The following is a 15,628-nucleotide window of genomic DNA, read 5'->3' on the forward strand; positions in this document are numbered from 1 at the left end:
GCCACCATAGAAGAAACCTTTAGCGAAGAAAAGACTTGCCTAATTCGTCCGACATGGGCGATCGTCCGGTCGGCGCACCCGGCCGGGCGGGCGGCGGGGCGGTGACGGCCCGGTCGTCGACCAGCAGCGTCGGGGTGGTCCCGGCGGTGACGCTCACGGCGACGGGCGTCCCCACGGGGTGGCGGACGTTGTGGGGCTGCCAGGAGCGCAGCGTCCGGCCCGAGGCCAGGCGCACGTGGTGGAGCACGAACGCGCCGTGGTACTCGACCGCCGACACCCGCGCGGGGGAGTCCGGGTCCGGGTGGAGCGCCACCTCGTGGGGCCGCAGCACCACGTCGACGTCCACGTCGCTGTCGGCCCACCCCGGCACCGTGGAGACGATGCCGATCTCGCAGGTCAGCAGGGCCCGGTGCACCCGCGCCGGGAGGAAGTCCGCGTCGCCCATGAACGAGGCGACGAACCGGGTGCTCGGCTGCTCGAAGACCTTCTCCGGGGTGTCCGCCTGCTCGATCACCCCGTCGTGCATCACCACCACGCGGTGGCCCACCGAGAGGGCCTCCGTCTGGTCGTGGGTGACCAGCACCGCGGTGGTGCCGGTCTCGCGCAGCGTGGCCGTGGTGTCGCGGCGCACCTGCGCGCGGAGGGACTCGTCGAGGCTGGAGAACGGCTCGTCGAGCAGGACGACGGCCGGCCGGGGCGCCAGCGCCCGGGCCAGGGCCACGCGCTGCTGCTCGCCTCCCGAGAGCTCGTGCGGGTAGCGCCCGGCGAGGTGGTGGAGCCGCACGAGCTCGAGGACCTCGCCGACCCGGGCCCGGCGCTCGGCCCGGGAGAACCGGTCCAGCCCGAAGGCGACGTTCTTCGCGACCGTCAGGTGCGGGAACAGCGCGTGGTCCTGGAACACGAGGCCGACCCGGCGGCGCTCCGGCTCCTGGAACCGGCGCCCGTCCGCCACCACGTCCCCCGCGATCCGGATCGTCCCCTCGTCCGGCCGCTCGAGCCCGGCCACGAGCCGCAGCGTCGTCGACTTCCCGCAGCCGGAGGGCCCGATCAGCGTCACCAGCTCGCCGGGGGCCGCCACCAGGTCCAGGGCGCTGGCGCCGACGGAGTCCCCGTAGTGCTTGCTGACCCGGTCGAGGACCAGGGCGGGGGGCGCCTGGTCCGTGCGGGGCGCCGGATCCGCGCCCACGGCCCGGGCGGTCATCGGCCCGCCTCTGCGCGGTGCTCGGCCCGGCGCGTCTGACGGACCAGGACGAAGACGGGCACGACCGCCGCCGCCACGATCACCAGCGCCGGCAGGGCCGCCTTCTCCCAGAAGTTCTCCCGGGCGAGCTCGTAGACCCACACGGACGCCGTGGTGAACCCGAAGGGGCGCAGCAGCAGCACGATGGGCAGCTCCTTGACCGCGTCGATCACCACGAGCACCAGGGCCACGGCCACGCCCGGGCGGGCCAGGGGCAGGTGCACCCGGGCCAGGATCCGCAGGGGCGACGCCCCGAGGCTGAGCGCGGAGGAGGTGATCGCCGGGGTGATCTTGCCCAGGCTCGCGTCGACGGCCTGGTAGGCGGGGGCCAGGAAGCGGATCACGTAGGCGTAGAGGATGCCGAGCACCGAGCCCGTCACGAGCAGCCCGGTGCCCCCGGGGACGCCCGCGCGCTCCAGGGCGGTGTCGAGCCCGGCGAAGGCGATGAGCACGCCGATGCCCACCACGGCGCCCGGGACGGCGTAGCCGAACGTCGTGAGCTGCGCGGCGGAGGCCACGAGGCGCCCGCCTCCCATCCGCACGCCGTGCCCGATCGCCAGGGAGAGCACCACGCAGGCCACGGCGGCGATCGCCGCGACCACGAGACTGTTGGTGAGGTAGTCCGCGAAGCGGGGGTCGGTCAGGGAGGCGGGGTTGCGGACCGCCTCCCCGACGGCCCACAGGAGCAGCTGGAGCACCGGGACGAGGAAGCCGGCGGCCAGGGCGGCGAGGCCCAGGAGCGTCGCGCCCCAGGCCCGCCATCCGGAGAGCCGCTCCGGCTGCAGACCCTGGCCGCGGCCGCCCCGCTGGTGGAACCGGGCCCGGCCGCGGAGCAGCCGCTCACCGGCCAGGACGGCGACCGCGAACAGCAGCACGAGCACGGCCAGCTGGGTCGCCGCGTGGAAGTCGAACGTGCCCTTCCAGACGAGGTAGACGCCCACGGAGACCGTCTGCACGTTGAAGTACTGCACGGTGGCGAAGTCGGTGAGCGTCTCCATCATCACCAGGGCCAGCCCCGCCGCCAGCGAGGGGCGGGCCAGGGGCAGCAGGACGCGGCGCAGCGCGCGTCCCCGGCCGGCGCCCAGCGTCCGCGCGGCGTCGTAGGTGCCGGCCGTCTGCTCGACCAGGGCGGCGCGCGCCAGGAGGTAGACGTAGGGGTAGAGGGTCAGGGACATCACCAGGATCGCCGCGGGCAGCGAGCGGACCTCCGGCACCCACACGTCCGCGCCCAGCACCGAGCGCAGGGCCGACTGCACCGGCCCGGAGACGTCGAACGTGGACAGGAACACGAAGCCGAGGATGTAGGCCGGCATGGCCAGGGGAAGGACCAGCAGCCACACGAGGACGTCGCGCAGCGGGAAGCGGTAGGCGGTGACCAGCCAGGCCAGCCCGCCGCCGACCACCAGCGTCCCCGCCCCCACGCCGAGCATGAGCGCCAGGGTGGTGAGCACCATCCCGCCGATCCCGCGCGGGAGGCCGCCCTGACCCAGGCTGCCGAGACCGTCGACCACGACCGCGAGCACCGGGGTCGCGACGGCCACGGCGACGAGGACGACGAGGACCGACCACCCGGGGCGCCCCGTGCCCGCTCCCCGGCGCGGGCGGCGGACCGGCGGCCTGGCCTCGGTGAGGACGGCCGTCCCGGTCACCGGTATCCGGCCTCGGCCAGCAGATCGACCGCCTCGGCGTTCAGGTCCCCGTAGGCCTCCGCGTTGAGCGGCATGCGCTCGAACTCCCCGAAGGCGGCGATCGTCGGCTCGGGCTCCACCGAGGGGTTGACCGGGAACTCGTGGTTGGCGTCGACGAAGGCGTTCTGGCCGTCGGTGGCGAGCCACTCGATGAGCCGCTGGGCGTCCTCCGGGTTGTCGGACCCGGCGACCACGCCGGCTCCGGAGATGTTGACGTGGGTGCCGGCCCCGTCCTGGCTGGCCCAGAACAGGTCGACGTTCAGCTCCGGGTTCTCCTCGAGGGTCCGGGCCAGGTAGTAGTGGTTGTTGATCCCCACGTCGCACGTGCCGGCGTCGATCGCCTCGAGCAGCAGGACGTCGTTGCTCATGATCTCCACGTCGTTCGCCACCCAGCCCTCCACGACCTCCAGGGCCTTCTCCCGGCCGTGCAGGTCGATCAGGCTCGCCACGAGGGACTGGGTGTAGGCGGACGTGGCGTCCCGCATGCACAGCCGTCCCTGCCACTTCGGGTCGGCCAGCCCGGCGTAGGTCTCCGCGCCGTCGAACTCGGAGGGGTCGACGTTGTCCGGGTTGTAGGTCACCGTGCGCGCCCGCATCGCCAGCCCGAACCAGCGGTCCTGGGGATCGCGGAGGTCCTCGGGGACCGCCTCGTCCAGGGCCGGGGAGGAGATCGCGGCCAGCTCGTCCTGCCGGGCGGCGTTCCAGAGGTTGCCCGCGTCGACGGTCATGAAGACGTCGGCCGGGGTGTCCTCGCCCTCGGCCTTGAGCCGCTCGAGGAGCTCGGCGTCGTCGCCGCTGATGAACTCGACGCTGATCCCGGTTTCGTCGGTGAACTGGCCGAACGCACCCTCGAGGTCGTAGTGCCGGGCCGAGTAGATCTGCAGGTCGGCGGGCTGCTCGCCCAGGCCGAGCGTGCCGCAGCCCGTGAGCGCGGCTGTGAACGCGGTCAGGATGCCGGTGGTGACGTACAGGGAACGACGACGCATCGGTGCCTCTTCCTCACGCGCAGCGGCCGGGAGACCGTGCGACGACCATTTGCCAAGAAAAGCGTAACCTAATCGGAATCGTCCCCGTGTCGGCCGGCGGAGGGTCGCGGGACCGCCGCCGCGACGCGCGAGGACACCGTGGCCGCGGGGTCGGCGGCCGTGCCCGTGTGCCCGGTCGTCACGGGCTGTCCGGGCGGGCGCGAGGAGCCCCCCGGGGTGCCCGGTGCGGCCCGGGCACCCCGCCGCGGCCCGCGTCCCGGAATAGCGCTCGCCGGCGGACCGTTGCACCGGTCGAGGCGTTCGTCGCGGACGACCTCCCGAGATCCTGTCCGTCCCGAAAGGACCCCCGTGGCTCCCGAGCCCGAGTACTACCGCCCCGTCCCGCTGAACAACGACCCCGGCCGTGCCGGGTACACCCGCGCGCCCTACGGGCAGCAGCCGTACGGGCAGCCGTTCGGAGGTGGTTCCGGCGCGCCCGCCGGGCCGCCCGTGGTGAACCTCGTGGGCGGCAAGTCCCTGTTCCTGGCCTACGTCCTGTGGTTCTTCCTCGGCTGGCTGGGGGTGCACAAGTTCTACCTCCGGCAGCCCGTCTGGGGCCTGATCTACCTGTTCCTGGGCGGTCTCGGCTGGAGCACCGTGGGCATCGGCATCGGCCTGCTGTTCCTGGTGCCGTGGGCGCTGCTGATGTTCCTGGACGTCTTCACCATGCCGTTCCGCACGGCGTTCGTGAACGCCTCGATCGCCCGGAGCACCTACCGCCGGTGAGCGCTCCGCGCTCACCGGCCGAAGAGTTCGTTCGGAGCGCAGCCGCGCATGTAGTAGTGTTGTGAGGTCTGTGTGCCCGCCGCCCGACGTGCGGTGCCGGCGCGCGGACGACGCTACAGAACCTCCTGCTGCGGAAGGACCGCAGCCGCTCAGCCCGAAGGAGGTGGGTTCGAACATGCGTGAATACGAACTGATGGTGATCATCAACCCCGAGGTCGAGGATCGTGCCGTGGAGCCGACTCTCAAGAAGTTCCTCGAGGTCGTCACCAAGGACAACGGCACCGTCGACAACGTCGACATCTGGGGCCGCCGTCGCCTCGCCTACGAGATCCAGAAGAAGTCCGAGGGCATCTACGCCGTGGTCCGCTTCACCGCGACCCCGCAGACCGCCCAGGAGCTCGACCGCGTCCTGAACCTCAACGAGGCCATCATGCGCACCAAGATCATCCGCCCGGAAGAGCAGAAGATCTCGGCCGAGTAAGGACTTCACAGACTGATCGCCGAGGGTGCCCATCGAGGGCCCGCCGGTGAGATGCTGAGAATTCCCAGCACGTCCCGTACGACCGCGAACTTCTTCGACCCGGGAGGTCCACATGGCTGGTGACACCGTCATCACCGTAATCGGCAACCTGACCGCTGACCCCGAGCTGCGCTTCACCCCGTCGGGTGCGGCCGTGGCCAACTTCACCGTTGCGTCCACGCCCCGCACCTTCGACCGCCAGTCCAACGAGTGGAAGGACGGGGAGACCCTGTTCCTGCGCTGCTCGGTGTGGCGCGAGGCGGCCGAGAACGTGGCGGAGTCCCTGCAGAAGGGCATGCGCGTCATCGTCCAGGGTCGGCTCAAGTCGCGCTCGTACGAGACCAAGGAAGGCGAGCGGCGCACCGTCACGGAGCTCGACGTCGACGAGGTCGGTCCCTCGCTGCGCTACGCGTCCGCCAAGGTCAACCGCAACGCCCGCTCCGGCGGACAGGGCGGTGGCTTCGGCGGCGGCGGCCAGCAGGGCGGCGGCTTCGGCGGCGGCCAGCAGGCCGGCGGCGGATCCGGGGGCGACTCCGGGTTCGGCGGCGGCCAGCAGTCCGGTGGCTTCGGCGGCGGCCGCGGCGGCGGTGGGCGTCAGCCCGCTCCGCAGGCCGCTCCCCAGGGCGACCCCTGGAGCCAGTCCTCCGGCGGCAACTACGACTGGGGCAGCGGCCAGGAGGACGAGCCGCCGTTCTAGGCCCTCCCCGCTTTTCCCGACACACACCCCATCCCGCGGTGACCAGCCGCGGGCTCCACTTGAAGAACAAGGAGCACCACGATGGCCAAGGCTGAACTTCGTAAGCCCAAACCAAAGCAGAACCCGCTCAAGGCTGCCAAAGTCACTGAGATCGACTACAAGGACGTTGCGCTGCTGCGCAAGTTCATCTCCGATCGCGGCAAGATCCGCGCCCGCCGCGTCACCGGTGTGACCGTGCAGGAGCAGCGCAAGATCGCCCTGGCGATCAAGAACGCCCGCGAGGTCGCGCTGCTGCCCTACTCCGGCGCCGGCCGCTGATCAGAGAGGACAGATACTCATGGCAAAGATCATCCTGACGACCGAGGTCACCGGCCTCGGCGCTGCCGGTGACGTGGTCGAGGTCAAGAACGGGTACGCCCGCAACTACCTCTTCCCGCGCGGCTTCGCGACCCCGTGGTCCCGCGGCGGCCAGAAGCAGATCGAGAGCATCAAGGCAGCCCGCTCCGCCCGCGAGGTCGCCTCGCTCGAGGACGCCCAGGCCCTGGCCCAGAAGCTGACCTCCGCCACCGTGACCATCCCGGTCAAGGCCGGCGCCGAGGGCCGCCTCTTCGGCACGGTCAAGGCCGAGGACGTCGCCCACGCCGTCGAGGCCGCCGGCCTCGGCTCCGTGGACAAGCGCAAGGTGGAGCTGAACCAGCACATCAAGACCACCGGTGTGTACCAGGCCTCCGTGCGCCTGCACGAGGACGTCAACGCGAACGTCGAGTTCGAGGTCGTCCCGGCCTGACCGGTTCCCGGTCCTGCTGAGCTGCAGAAGGGTCCCCGCGGTGCGCCGCGGGGGCCCTTCCGCGTGTCCGGGCGACGGACTCAGCGGGGCCGGACGGCCTCGACGACGACATCGAGCGCGGTCCGCGTCGTGCGGACCTGCTCCGCGCGCAGCAGGTCCAGCCCCTTGCCCTCGAGCACGGCCACGGTCTCCACCAGGTCCGGGCGGGGCACGGTCGGGGGCGGGCCCTCCACGCTGCCGGGGGCGTGCGTGATCCACAGCAGCCGGCCGCCGGGCACGAGCCACTCGGCGGCCCGGCGCAGCAGCGCGAGGTCGTGCTGGAAGTAGACGGCGAGCACCAGGTCGAACTGCGGGGGCACGACGTCGGGCCCGGCGCGCTGCTCCTGTTCGGGGCTCCACGTCCGCAGGTCCGCCACGAGGGCACGGCCGGGCAGTCCCCGCTCGGCGAGGGCGTCGGTGATGACGCGCACGGCGCTGGGGGAGAAGTCCACGGCCGTGGGGTCGTAGCCCGCCAGGGCCAGGGCGAGGGTGTGCCGGCCCGTGCCCGCCCCGAGATCGAGCGCGACCGGAGACCGGTCCTCGTGCTCCCCGGCCGTCCGCTCCAGGAGGGCCGCGACCTCCGGGTGCGGCCGGGCGCCGTCGGGGGAGGACTCCCCGGAGGCGTACCGGCTCTCCCACCTGCGCTGCTCGTCGTCCACGGGACCTCCTCGCGGGTCGGGCGCCCAGGGGCGCTTCTGGGGTGGTGCGCCGGTGCCGTGCGGATCCCCGGGGGACAATGGGTGCATGCCGTCCCTGATCTCGCGTGTCACACCGTCCGCCCTGTACTGGTTCGGCGTGGGGTGCCTGCTCTTCACCGTACTGGCTTTTGCAGCCGCTTTCCTGGGAGGCAACTCCGGAGGGGCCGAGACCGCCATGGCGGTCTTCGTGGCCGGTTTCGTGGCCGCGGCGGTGGGAGCCACCGTGACGGCGGTCGTGGCACTGGCGGGGATCGTCGCGTTCGCGTCCGCCCGGGTCCGCTTCGTGGTGCTGCTGGCACTGTCCGTGCTGTGCCACCCGCTGCTGTGGCTGGGGCTGATCGCCTCGGTGCTCTGAGCGCTGCCGAGCCAGGTCGGAGCCCGGGACGCGCGCCACTGTGCTGTGGATGACACCGGCGTTGTCCAGATCCGTCCTGCACAGCCTGTGCATCGGCGTTCCCGCAGGTCAGGGCAGGGAAAGGCATCCACTGTGGACAACTTTCCACAGAGTTCCCCCCAACCTGTGCACAGCCGTCCACGGCGTTTTCCACCGGTTGTCCACAGGGTGGAAAACCGGGGTGTGGATAGGGTGGTGACATGTTGCACGCGGTCAGCCCGGTGGACCCGATCCGTCTCCCGCCGATCCAGCTCGAGGACCTCCTGCTCGGGGCCGGGATCGTCCTCGGGGGCTACCTGTTCTCCCGGCTGCTGCGGCTGGTGCTGCACCGGGTCTTCCGGGCCCGGGGCCGCGGCCCGAGCTACGCGAGCGTGTTCTCCACGATCGGCGGATGGCTCTTCCTCGCCGTGGCCGTGGCCGTGGGGCTGACCGTCGCCTTCCCCAGCGTGCGGTTCTCCAGCATCCTCGGCGGGCTGGGCATCGTCTCCGTGGCGGTCGGCATCGCGGCCCAGTCGGTGCTGGGCAATCTCTTCGCGGGTGTCCTCACCGTGTACCGGGAGCCCTTCCGGGCCGGGGACCAGGTCGCCATCGGCGACGTCAGCGGCACCGTGATCGACGTCAACCTGCGGGAGACGGTGGTCCGCACCTTCGACGGCAAGCGGGTGCTCATCCCCAACAGCGTGGCGCACAGCGGGGTCATCACCGTGCAGACCGGCTACGAGCGCACCCGCAGCACCGTGGTGGTCGGCGTCTCCTACGAGACGGACCTCGAGCGCGCCCGTGAGGTGGCGCTCGCGGCGGTCCGGGGGGTGCCCACGGTCCACGACGAGCCCCCGCCCCGGGCCCTCGTCCAGGAGGCCGGTCCCTCGACGGTGAACATCGCCGTGATGTTCTGGTCCGGTTCCACGCAGATGGAGACCAACGAGGCGGTCGACGCCGTCATCTCCTCGCTCGTCACCGCGTACCGGGACGCCGGGGTCGAGATGCCGGCGGAGATCCGGCAGATCGAGCTCGGCCCCGGATCCGCGCGAGCGCTCGAGCGGCTCGCCGGGGAGCGCGGCAGCGCAGAGGGCGACCCGGGAAGGAGCGGCGGATGAGCGGATCCACGCGCGTGGCGCTCGCACTGGGCAGCGGGGGTGCCCGCGGCTACGCCCACATCGGAGTGGTCGAGGTGCTCGAGGAGCGCGGCTACGACATCGTGACCGTCGCGGGCAGCTCCATGGGAGCCCTGGTCGGAGGCCTGCACGCGGCGGGCCGCCTGGACGCGTACGCGCAGTGGGTGCGGGGGCTGACCCAGCGGGACGTGCTCCGGCTGCTGGACCCGTCGCCGTCGGCCCCCGGGGTGATCCGGGCCGAGAAGATCATGGCCAAGGTGCGCGAGCTGCTGGACGGGGCCCTGATCGAGGACCTGCCCATTCCCTTCACCGCCGTGGCCACCGACCTGCTGGCCGGGAAGGAGGTCTGGTTCCAGGAGGGCCCGGTCGACGTCGCCGTCCGGGCGTCGATCGCCCTGCCCAGCATCATCACCCCCGTCATGATCAACGGCCGGCTGCTCGCCGACGGCGGCATCATGAATCCCGTGCCCATCGCCGCGACCGTCGCCTCGCGCGCGGACGTGACCGTGGCGGTCTCCCTGTCGGGGGAGCGCTCGTCCGGCGAGAGCCGCGTCCCCTCCCGCGAGACGGCCGAGGCGCGCCCCGCGGAGGAGTGGGCCGAGCGCTTCCGCCGCAGCGCCTCCCACGTCCTGGACCGCGAGCTGAAGCGCAACGTCATGGAGCGTTTCGCGGAGACGCGCGGCCGCGGCGCCGGCCGGGCCCGCCGGCCCGGGGAGGAGCCCACGGAGATGCCCGCGGACGAACTCCTCGCGGAGGCCGCCGAGGAGGTGTCCGGGGTCCTTCCCTCCGGTCTGCGCACGCTCGACGTCATGCAGCTGTCCCTCGAGGCGCTGCAGGCCATGGTGCTGCGCTACCGGCTGGCCAGCTATCCGCCCGACCTGCTCATCACGGTGCCGAAGCAGACCGGCCGGCTGCTGGACTTCCACCGCGCCGAGGAGCTCATCGCCTTCGGCCGCCGGGCGACCGAGGAGGCCCTCGACCGCGTCGAGGAGTTCCCGTCCGGGCGGCCGGACCCGGGCAGCGCGGAGATCTAGCGCTCCGGGCAGGCCCTGGCGTCACTGCTCCCGCAGCAGCGCCTCCACCGTCCGCGCGAGGTCCAGCAGCACGGCGTCCGACCCCGGCCCGGCCGCCAGCTCGAGACCCACGGGCAGCCCCGCGGCGGTGCGCCCGGCGGGGAGGCTGATCCCCGGCGTGCCGATGATGCCGGCGAGGTCCGAGTGGCGGGTGAAGGTCTCGAACGTGGACACGCGGCGGCCGTTGAGCTCCACGGTCTCGTCGTCGCCGAGGGGCCGGGCCGTCAGCGGGCAGGTCGGCTGCACCAGGGCGGTGACGCCCTGGGCCTCGAGCGCCCCGGTGTACAGCCGCAGGGCCAGCTGCCGCTCCCGCTGGGCCGACCGGTACTCGTCCTCGGCGGCGCGGAACACCTCGGCCAGCTCCCAGATCCGCCGGACGTCCGGGCTGCCGATCCGGCGCCGGACCTCCGTCAGCGAGTGCCCGCCGCCCCCGTCCGCCAGGTACGCCTCCAGATCGGGCAGGAACTCGTGCAGGACGATCGCCATGCCCGCCGGGGCCGCGTGGTCCCGGGCCGGGCCGACGTCGACCTCGACGAGCTCCGCGCCGGCCGCCTCCAGCGCTCGCAGGGCCGCCCCGAACACCGTGTCCACGCCGGGCTCCAGGTCCCGGACGAACAGCTCGGGAACGCCCAGCCGGAGTCCGTGCAGCGGGCCGGGGCCCTCGTCATCGACCTCCAGGTGCCGTGCGCGGGGCGCGCCGCGCGGGTGCTCCCCGGCCAGCAGGGCGTCCAGCAGCACGACGTCGTCCACGGTCCGCGCCATGGGGCCGATCGTGTCGCGGGAGTGGGCGATCGGGAGGACGCCCGACGACGGGTAGCGGCCCAGGGTGGGGCGGAACCCCACGATCCCGCAGAGGGCCGCCGGGATGCGGGACGAGCCGCCCGTGTCGGCGGCGACCGCCGCCGGGACCAGGCCGACCGCCACCGCGACCGCTGAGCCCCCGCTGCTGCCCCCTGCGGCCAGCGCGGGGTCCATCGGGTGGTGCACCGGGCCGAAGGAGCCGTTGTTGGAGGTGACGCCGAAGGACAGCTCGTGCAGGTTGGTCTTCAGGGTCAGCAGGGCTCCGGCCTCCCGCAGGCGCCGCACCGCGGGGGCGTCCCGGTCCACGACGTTGCCCTCGAGCGCCCGTGTGCCGCCCGTGGTGGGGAACCCGGCCACGTCCACGATGTCCTTGACCCCCAGCGGGATCCCCGTCAGCGGTCCCCGTGTCTGCCTGCGGTCCAGCGCGTGGGCGAAGGCCCGCGCCAGCTCCGGGTCCACGGTGATCACCGCCCCCAGCCGCTGGGCCTGCGGCAGGCGCTCCAGCAGGGCGTCCAGGTGCTCCGCATGGCTGATCCGGCCCGCGCTCAGCTCCTCCCGGCTGGTCCGGATGTCCCACGAACAGGGGCCGCTGAGGTCTGTGCTGAGCGTCATGGTCCATGGTGTCCACGGAGGCCGCCGGGCGGCAAGCAGTGTCCCCGGTCGGTGCGAGAATGATGGGGCCGCCCGGAAGGTCGGGGCGGCGTCGTCGTTTGTGCGTCCGTGCCCCCGCACGGGCGCAGGGGAGAGGTGGCCACGTGTCGGAGCAGTCGTCCGGGGGCGAGCGGGAGTACGGGCGCACCCCGCCGCAGGACAACGTCGCGGAGCAGTCGGTGCTCGGCGGGATGATGCTGTCCAAGGACGCGATCGCGGACGTCGTGGAGGTGCTGCGCGGCGCCGACTTCTACAAGCCGGCCCACGAGTCCATCTACGAGGCCGTCATCTCCCTGTACGGGCGCGGCGAGCCCGCGGATGCCATCACCGTGGCCGACGAGCTGACCAAGCGCGGCGAGATCGAGCGCGTCGGCGGCCCCGCGTACCTGCACACCCTCATCTCCTCCGTCCCGACCGCCGCCAACGCCGGCTTCTACGCCGAGATCGTCCGCGAGCGCGGCGTGCTGCGCCGGCTCGTGGAGGCGGGCACCAAGATCGTGCAGCTGGGTTACAGCTCCGACGGCGAGGTCGACGACATCGTCAACGCCGCCCAGGCCGAGATCTACCAGGTGGCCGAGCGGCGCTCCTCCGAGGACTACACGGTGCTCAAGGAGGTCATCGAGTCCACGGTGGACGAGATCGAGGCCGCCGGCTCCCGTGGCGAGGGCATGCGCGGCGTGCCCACCGGCTTCATCGAGCTCGACGAGCTGACCCAGGGCTTCCAGGGCGGGCAGATGATCGTCATCGCGGCACGTCCGGCGATGGGCAAGTCCACGCTGGCCCTCGACGTCGCCCGTTCCGCGGCGATCAAGCACAACCAGACCACCGTGATCTTCTCGCTCGAGATGAGCCGCAACGAGATCGCCATGCGCCTGCTGTCCGCGGAGGCCACGCTGAACATGCAGGACCTGCGCAAGGGGCGCCTGCAGGACGAGCAGTGGGCCAAGATCGCCACCACGATGGGCAAGATGGACTCCGCGCCGCTGTTCATCGACGACTCCCCGAACATGTCCCTCATGGAGATCCGCGCGAAGTGCCGCCGGCTCAAGCAGAAGCACGACCTCAAGCTCGTGGTGCTCGACTACCTCCAGCTGATGAGCTCCGGCAAGAAGGTCGAGTCCCGCCAGCAGGAGGTCTCCGAGTTCTCCCGTGCCCTGAAGCTGCTGGCCAAGGAGCTCGAGGTCCCGGTCATCGCCCTGTCGCAGCTGAACCGTGGGTCGGAGCAGCGCCAGGACAAGAAGCCGATGGTGTCGGACCTCCGCGAGTCGGGCTGCCTCACCGCGGACACCCGCATCCTTCGCTCGGACACCGGCGCTGAGACCACGATGGGTGAACTGTTCGACTCCGGAGCCAAGGACGTGCCGGTGTGGTCGCTGGGCGACGACATGCGCTACGCGGAGCGGACGCTCACCCATGTGTTCTCCACGGGCGTGAAGCCGGTCTACCGCCTCACGCTGACGTCCGGGAAGACGGTTCGGGCGACGGCCAACCACCCGTTCTTCACGTACCGCGGCTGGAAGCCGCTGGGAGAGCTGTCCGTGGGGGACCGCCTCGGTGTCCCCCGGCACACCGACGGTCCGACTCAGCGGACGGAGTGGGACGATGCGCAGGTCATCATGTTGGCCCACCTCCTCGGGGACGGGTCCTTCGTGAAGCGTCAACCGCTCCGCTACGCCTCCGTCGACGAGGAGAGCCTCAAGGCAGTGACGAAGGCCGCGGGATTCTTCGGCATCACGGCTGTGCGGGATGAACACGCGGCAGCGCGGTGCACGTCCTTGCGCCTGCCGGCGCCGTTCCACCTCACGCACGGCAGGCGGAATCCCATCGCCGAATGGTTGGACGGCGAGCGACTCTTCGGATGCCGCAGTCACGAGAAATTCGTACCGCAGTCAGTGTTCGCCCTGCCGAAGAAGCAGATCTCCCTCTTCCTGCACCATCTCTGGGCTACTGACGGATCGGTCACCATCAACAAGGGCGGGAACGGAGGGCGCGTCTACTTCGCCTCGACGTCTCGTCGCATGGTCGACGATCTGAGCAGGCTGCTGCTCCGTTTCGGCATCTCCACCCGGGTCCGCCGGACGACGCCCAAGGCGCAGTACCGGCCGGGCTACACCCTCGACATCTCGGGTCTGGAAGACCAGCTCCGCTTCCTTCGGGAGATCGGAGTGCACGGCGAACGAGCAGCCAACTGCGCCGATCTGCTGAAGATCCTCGAGGCGAAGACCGGCAACCCCAATGTCGATACCGTTCCGGTCGATGTGTGGGACGACGTCAAAGGCATCCTGGCGGACAAAGGCATCACGCATGGCGCATTCCAGGCGTCCATGGGCAGCGAGTACTCCGGCAGCGCTTATTGCAAGGTGGCGCCTTCCCGGCCGCGCCTCGCCCGCATTGCCGCCACACTGGATTCGGCAGAGCTCGAACTCATGGCGGTCAACGATCTGCTCTGGGACGCGGTGGCGTCCATCGAGTACGAGGGCGAAGAGGAGGTCTTCGACGCCACGGTGCTCGGGAACCACAACTTCGTGGCCAACGGCATCGCCGTCCACAACTCCATCGAGCAGGACGCCGACATGGTGATCCTGCTCCACCGCGACGACGTGTACGACAAGGAGTCCCCGCGTGCCGGCGAGGCCGACGTGATCGTGGCGAAGCACCGTAACGGCCCCACGAAGACGATCGTGGTGGCCTTCCAGGGCCACTACTCCCGCTTCGCGAACATGGCGCACGAGGGTCTGTAGACCCCACCTGGCGGCTCTGAGCGGCGGAACTGGTTCGACGGGCCTCCGTCCGGATCCGGTGCAGTGCTGGATGTCAGCAGCGCACGAGCCTTATCAGCGTGCTGATCGGACTGTAGAATGATCGCGTTAGCAAATGCTGCTTACGCCTCATGAGTTCCAGGAGCCCACCATGAACCGCAACTTCTCCGCCGGTGCCGCCATCATGCTCGTCCTGGGCCTGATCCTGGTCTTCGCCACCAGCGGCAACACCATCGCCCTCGGCTCCTTCGCGGTGAGTCTGGTGACGGTGGGCTGGATCCTCACCATCGTCGGGGCGGTCCTGCTGGTGATCTCCTTGATCCCGCGCCGTACCACCAGCCAGACCCGCCACGTCGACCCCACCGGTCGGGAGTCCGTCACCGAGCGCGACTCCCACCTCTGATCCCCGGCCGGTGCACCGGCGTGGACCGGCACTCCATCAGACCGATCCTGCGACGGCACCGGGTGTCGGGGGCTTCCAGCAGCTCAGGGAGGCGCGGACGGCGCATGTCGCCGGGGTCCCGGCGGCCGTGGTGACACAAGCGCCGCCGAGATCAGGTAATGTCTTCCCGTGGCTCCTCCAGGAGCCACGAATGCGGCAGTAGCTCAGCTGGTAGAGCGCCACCTTGCCATGGTGGAGGTCGCGGGTTCGACTCCCGTCTGCCGCTCTTCCCGTCCCGTGACCAACGGTGAGACGGAAGGCCGGACCCGTCCTCGACAGGTCCCGGCATCGACCAGGACTCCTGACTGATCGCCCTTCATGTCCTGCTCGAGATGTTCCGCCTCTCCATGTTCCTCCGGCACATGCTCCGGATCCGCGCTGTCGACCGATCACGACGTCGGTGCACGGTTCCGCGCACGCGGTCCAGCAGGGCGCACATCGTCCCGATCGAAGCGGGTGGGGCATCGGCCCCCGCACGAGAACCACCGCGGGTGCCGTGGACCCCGCCGGATGCGATGCGCCTGGCCCCGAGGCGCCCGGGCCGGCGGCGTCCACGAGCAAGCCCGCACCGGTTCCCGCGCCGTGCAGCCGGTGCCGCCGACCCCAGCGGAAGCGGGTCGGCCCGAGCGACGGCACCGGGTTTGTGGGCGCCGTCGGAGTGGGTTAGAGTAACTCAGCCGCCACAGGAGAGATCGAAAGATTCCCCGGGGCGGCACGCCGAATCCGGCTGATCTCCCCTGACGCTCCGTCGAACCGTTGCCCGCTGTGCGGGGAACCTGGTGTTGCACGGGGCGGGAGGAAGAGGTAGATTAGCTAGGTCGCTCCGGGCGGGACCAAGAGTCCAGCCGCAGAGAGCGAAAAGAATTTTACGAGTTTCGGGGCCTTGGGTGGTTCTGGTTCTTGGTCTGTTGTTTGAGAACTCAATAGTGTGCCATGTTTGTTGATACCAAATGTTTTGTTTGGTTGATGGGAT

15 protein-coding genes and 1 tRNA gene are annotated in these 15,628 nt (G+C 71.2%); 11 read left to right on the top strand and 5 right to left on the bottom strand.

All coding sequences use genetic code 11. The features are described 5' to 3' along the window. Positions 1 to 19: 19 nt before the first annotated feature. From RE027_RS07720 to RE027_RS07730, 3 genes are read right to left on the bottom strand one after another with little or no spacing between them, the layout of a single operon-like run. Positions 20 to 1,201 (bottom strand): ABC transporter ATP-binding protein, encoded by a 1,182-nt coding sequence (locus RE027_RS07720; RefSeq protein ID WP_368807667.1) that lies wholly within the window; start codon positions 1,199 to 1,201, stop codon positions 20 to 22. Then, positions 1,198 to 2,889, bottom strand: coding sequence for an ABC transporter permease (locus RE027_RS07725; protein ID WP_368807668.1), 1,692 nt, complete (start codon positions 2,887 to 2,889; stop codon positions 1,198 to 1,200). The genes RE027_RS07720 and RE027_RS07725 overlap by 4 nt, the downstream gene beginning before the upstream one ends. After that, positions 2,886 to 3,914: an extracellular solute-binding protein gene (locus RE027_RS07730; RefSeq protein ID WP_368807669.1), complete on the bottom strand. Its 1,029-nt coding sequence runs from the start codon at positions 3,912 to 3,914 to the stop codon at positions 2,886 to 2,888. The genes RE027_RS07725 and RE027_RS07730 overlap by 4 nt, the downstream gene beginning before the upstream one ends. A gap of 348 nt (positions 3,915 to 4,262) precedes the next feature. On the opposite strand from RE027_RS07730, the gene RE027_RS07735 reads away from it, so the two are divergent. The 5 genes from RE027_RS07735 (at position 4,263) to rplI (ending at position 6,683) form a co-directional block, all read left to right on the top strand. Next, on the top strand, positions 4,263 to 4,679 hold the full coding sequence (locus tag RE027_RS07735) for a TM2 domain-containing protein (RefSeq protein ID WP_368807670.1): 417 nt from the start codon (positions 4,263 to 4,265) through the stop codon (positions 4,677 to 4,679). A 175-nt stretch (positions 4,680 to 4,854) separates the two neighbouring features. Then, positions 4,855 to 5,160, top strand: coding sequence for a 30S ribosomal protein S6 (gene rpsF, locus RE027_RS07740; RefSeq protein WP_047805110.1), 306 nt, complete (start codon positions 4,855 to 4,857; stop codon positions 5,158 to 5,160). 112 nt (positions 5,161 to 5,272) lie between these two features. Continuing rightward, the gene (locus RE027_RS07745) at positions 5,273 to 5,896 is read left to right on the top strand and encodes a single-stranded DNA-binding protein (RefSeq protein WP_368807671.1); all 624 of its coding nucleotides are present in this window, start codon (positions 5,273 to 5,275) and stop codon (positions 5,894 to 5,896) included. Between the two features lie 81 nt (positions 5,897 to 5,977). Beyond that, a complete protein-coding gene (gene rpsR / locus RE027_RS07750; protein ID WP_017835048.1) occupies positions 5,978 to 6,214 on the top strand; it encodes a 30S ribosomal protein S18 in 237 nt (78 codons plus the stop codon). Between the two features lie 19 nt (positions 6,215 to 6,233). Then, positions 6,234 to 6,683 carry a 50S ribosomal protein L9 gene (gene rplI, locus RE027_RS07755; RefSeq protein ID WP_368807672.1) on the top strand — a complete coding sequence of 150 codons (450 nt, stop codon included), beginning with the start codon at positions 6,234 to 6,236 and terminating at the stop codon, positions 6,681 to 6,683. A gap of 80 nt (positions 6,684 to 6,763) precedes the next feature. Here rplI and RE027_RS07760 read toward each other — a convergent pair whose 3' ends face one another. After that, positions 6,764 to 7,381 (bottom strand): class I SAM-dependent methyltransferase, encoded by a 618-nt coding sequence (locus RE027_RS07760; RefSeq protein WP_368807673.1) that lies wholly within the window; start codon positions 7,379 to 7,381, stop codon positions 6,764 to 6,766. Between the two features lie 85 nt (positions 7,382 to 7,466). On the opposite strand from RE027_RS07760, the gene RE027_RS07765 reads away from it, so the two are divergent. The 3 genes from RE027_RS07765 (at position 7,467) to RE027_RS07775 (ending at position 9,963) form a co-directional block, all read left to right on the top strand. Then, complete coding sequence (locus tag RE027_RS07765; protein WP_368807674.1) at positions 7,467 to 7,775, top strand: hypothetical protein; 309 nt, start codon at positions 7,467 to 7,469, stop codon at positions 7,773 to 7,775. Positions 7,776 to 8,014: 239 nt separating this feature from the next. Next, positions 8,015 to 8,911 carry a mechanosensitive ion channel family protein gene (locus tag RE027_RS07770; RefSeq protein WP_368807675.1) on the top strand — a complete coding sequence of 299 codons (897 nt, stop codon included), beginning with the start codon at positions 8,015 to 8,017 and terminating at the stop codon, positions 8,909 to 8,911. Next, a complete protein-coding gene (locus RE027_RS07775) occupies positions 8,908 to 9,963 on the top strand; it encodes a patatin-like phospholipase family protein (protein ID WP_368807676.1) in 1,056 nt (351 codons plus the stop codon). Before RE027_RS07770 ends, RE027_RS07775 begins: the two co-directional genes overlap by 4 nt. A 21-nt stretch (positions 9,964 to 9,984) precedes the next feature. Here the strand turns inward: RE027_RS07775 and RE027_RS07780 are convergent, their stop codons facing one another. Next, positions 9,985 to 11,415 (bottom strand): amidase family protein, encoded by a 1,431-nt coding sequence (locus RE027_RS07780; RefSeq protein WP_368807677.1) that lies wholly within the window; start codon positions 11,413 to 11,415, stop codon positions 9,985 to 9,987. 143 nt (positions 11,416 to 11,558) lie between these two features. Between RE027_RS07780 and RE027_RS07785 the strand changes: the two genes are divergently transcribed. From RE027_RS07785 to RE027_RS07795, 3 genes are all read left to right on the top strand, one after another. Further along, positions 11,559 to 14,195 (top strand): replicative DNA helicase, encoded by a 2,637-nt coding sequence (locus RE027_RS07785; RefSeq protein WP_438612421.1) that lies wholly within the window; start codon positions 11,559 to 11,561, stop codon positions 14,193 to 14,195. A 169-nt stretch (positions 14,196 to 14,364) separates the two neighbouring features. Continuing rightward, on the top strand, positions 14,365 to 14,616 hold the full coding sequence (locus RE027_RS07790) for a DUF6458 family protein (protein WP_368807678.1): 252 nt from the start codon (positions 14,365 to 14,367) through the stop codon (positions 14,614 to 14,616). A gap of 192 nt (positions 14,617 to 14,808) precedes the next feature. After that, positions 14,809 to 14,881: transfer RNA gene (locus tag RE027_RS07795), tRNA-Gly, on the top strand. Positions 14,882 to 15,628: the final 747 nt, after the last annotated feature.

Source organism: Kocuria sabuli (genome assembly GCF_040981185.1).
In the GTDB taxonomy this organism is placed as follows: domain Bacteria; phylum Actinomycetota; class Actinomycetes; order Actinomycetales; family Micrococcaceae; genus Kocuria; species Kocuria sabuli.

Excerpts from the sequence above, each read along its gene's own strand:
- RE027_RS07720 (WP_368807667.1), bottom strand. The coding sequence starts at position 1,201 with ATGACCGCCCGGGCCGTGGGCGCGGATCCGGCGCCCCGCACGGACCAG.
- RE027_RS07730 (WP_368807669.1), bottom strand. The coding sequence starts at position 3,914 with ATGCGTCGTCGTTCCCTGTACGTCACCACCGGCATCCTGACCGCGTTC.
- rpsF (WP_047805110.1), top strand. The coding sequence starts at position 4,855 with ATGCGTGAATACGAACTGATGGTGATCATCAACCCCGAGGTCGAGGAT.
- RE027_RS07745 (WP_368807671.1), top strand. The coding sequence starts at position 5,273 with ATGGCTGGTGACACCGTCATCACCGTAATCGGCAACCTGACCGCTGAC.
- rpsR (WP_017835048.1), top strand. The coding sequence starts at position 5,978 with ATGGCCAAGGCTGAACTTCGTAAGCCCAAACCAAAGCAGAACCCGCTC.
- rplI (WP_368807672.1), top strand. The coding sequence starts at position 6,234 with ATGGCAAAGATCATCCTGACGACCGAGGTCACCGGCCTCGGCGCTGCC.
- RE027_RS07765 (WP_368807674.1), top strand. The coding sequence starts at position 7,467 with ATGCCGTCCCTGATCTCGCGTGTCACACCGTCCGCCCTGTACTGGTTC.
- RE027_RS07770 (WP_368807675.1), top strand. The coding sequence starts at position 8,015 with ATGTTGCACGCGGTCAGCCCGGTGGACCCGATCCGTCTCCCGCCGATC.
- RE027_RS07775 (WP_368807676.1), top strand. The coding sequence starts at position 8,908 with ATGAGCGGATCCACGCGCGTGGCGCTCGCACTGGGCAGCGGGGGTGCC.
- RE027_RS07780 (WP_368807677.1), bottom strand. The coding sequence starts at position 11,415 with ATGACGCTCAGCACAGACCTCAGCGGCCCCTGTTCGTGGGACATCCGG.
- RE027_RS07790 (WP_368807678.1), top strand. The coding sequence starts at position 14,365 with ATGAACCGCAACTTCTCCGCCGGTGCCGCCATCATGCTCGTCCTGGGC.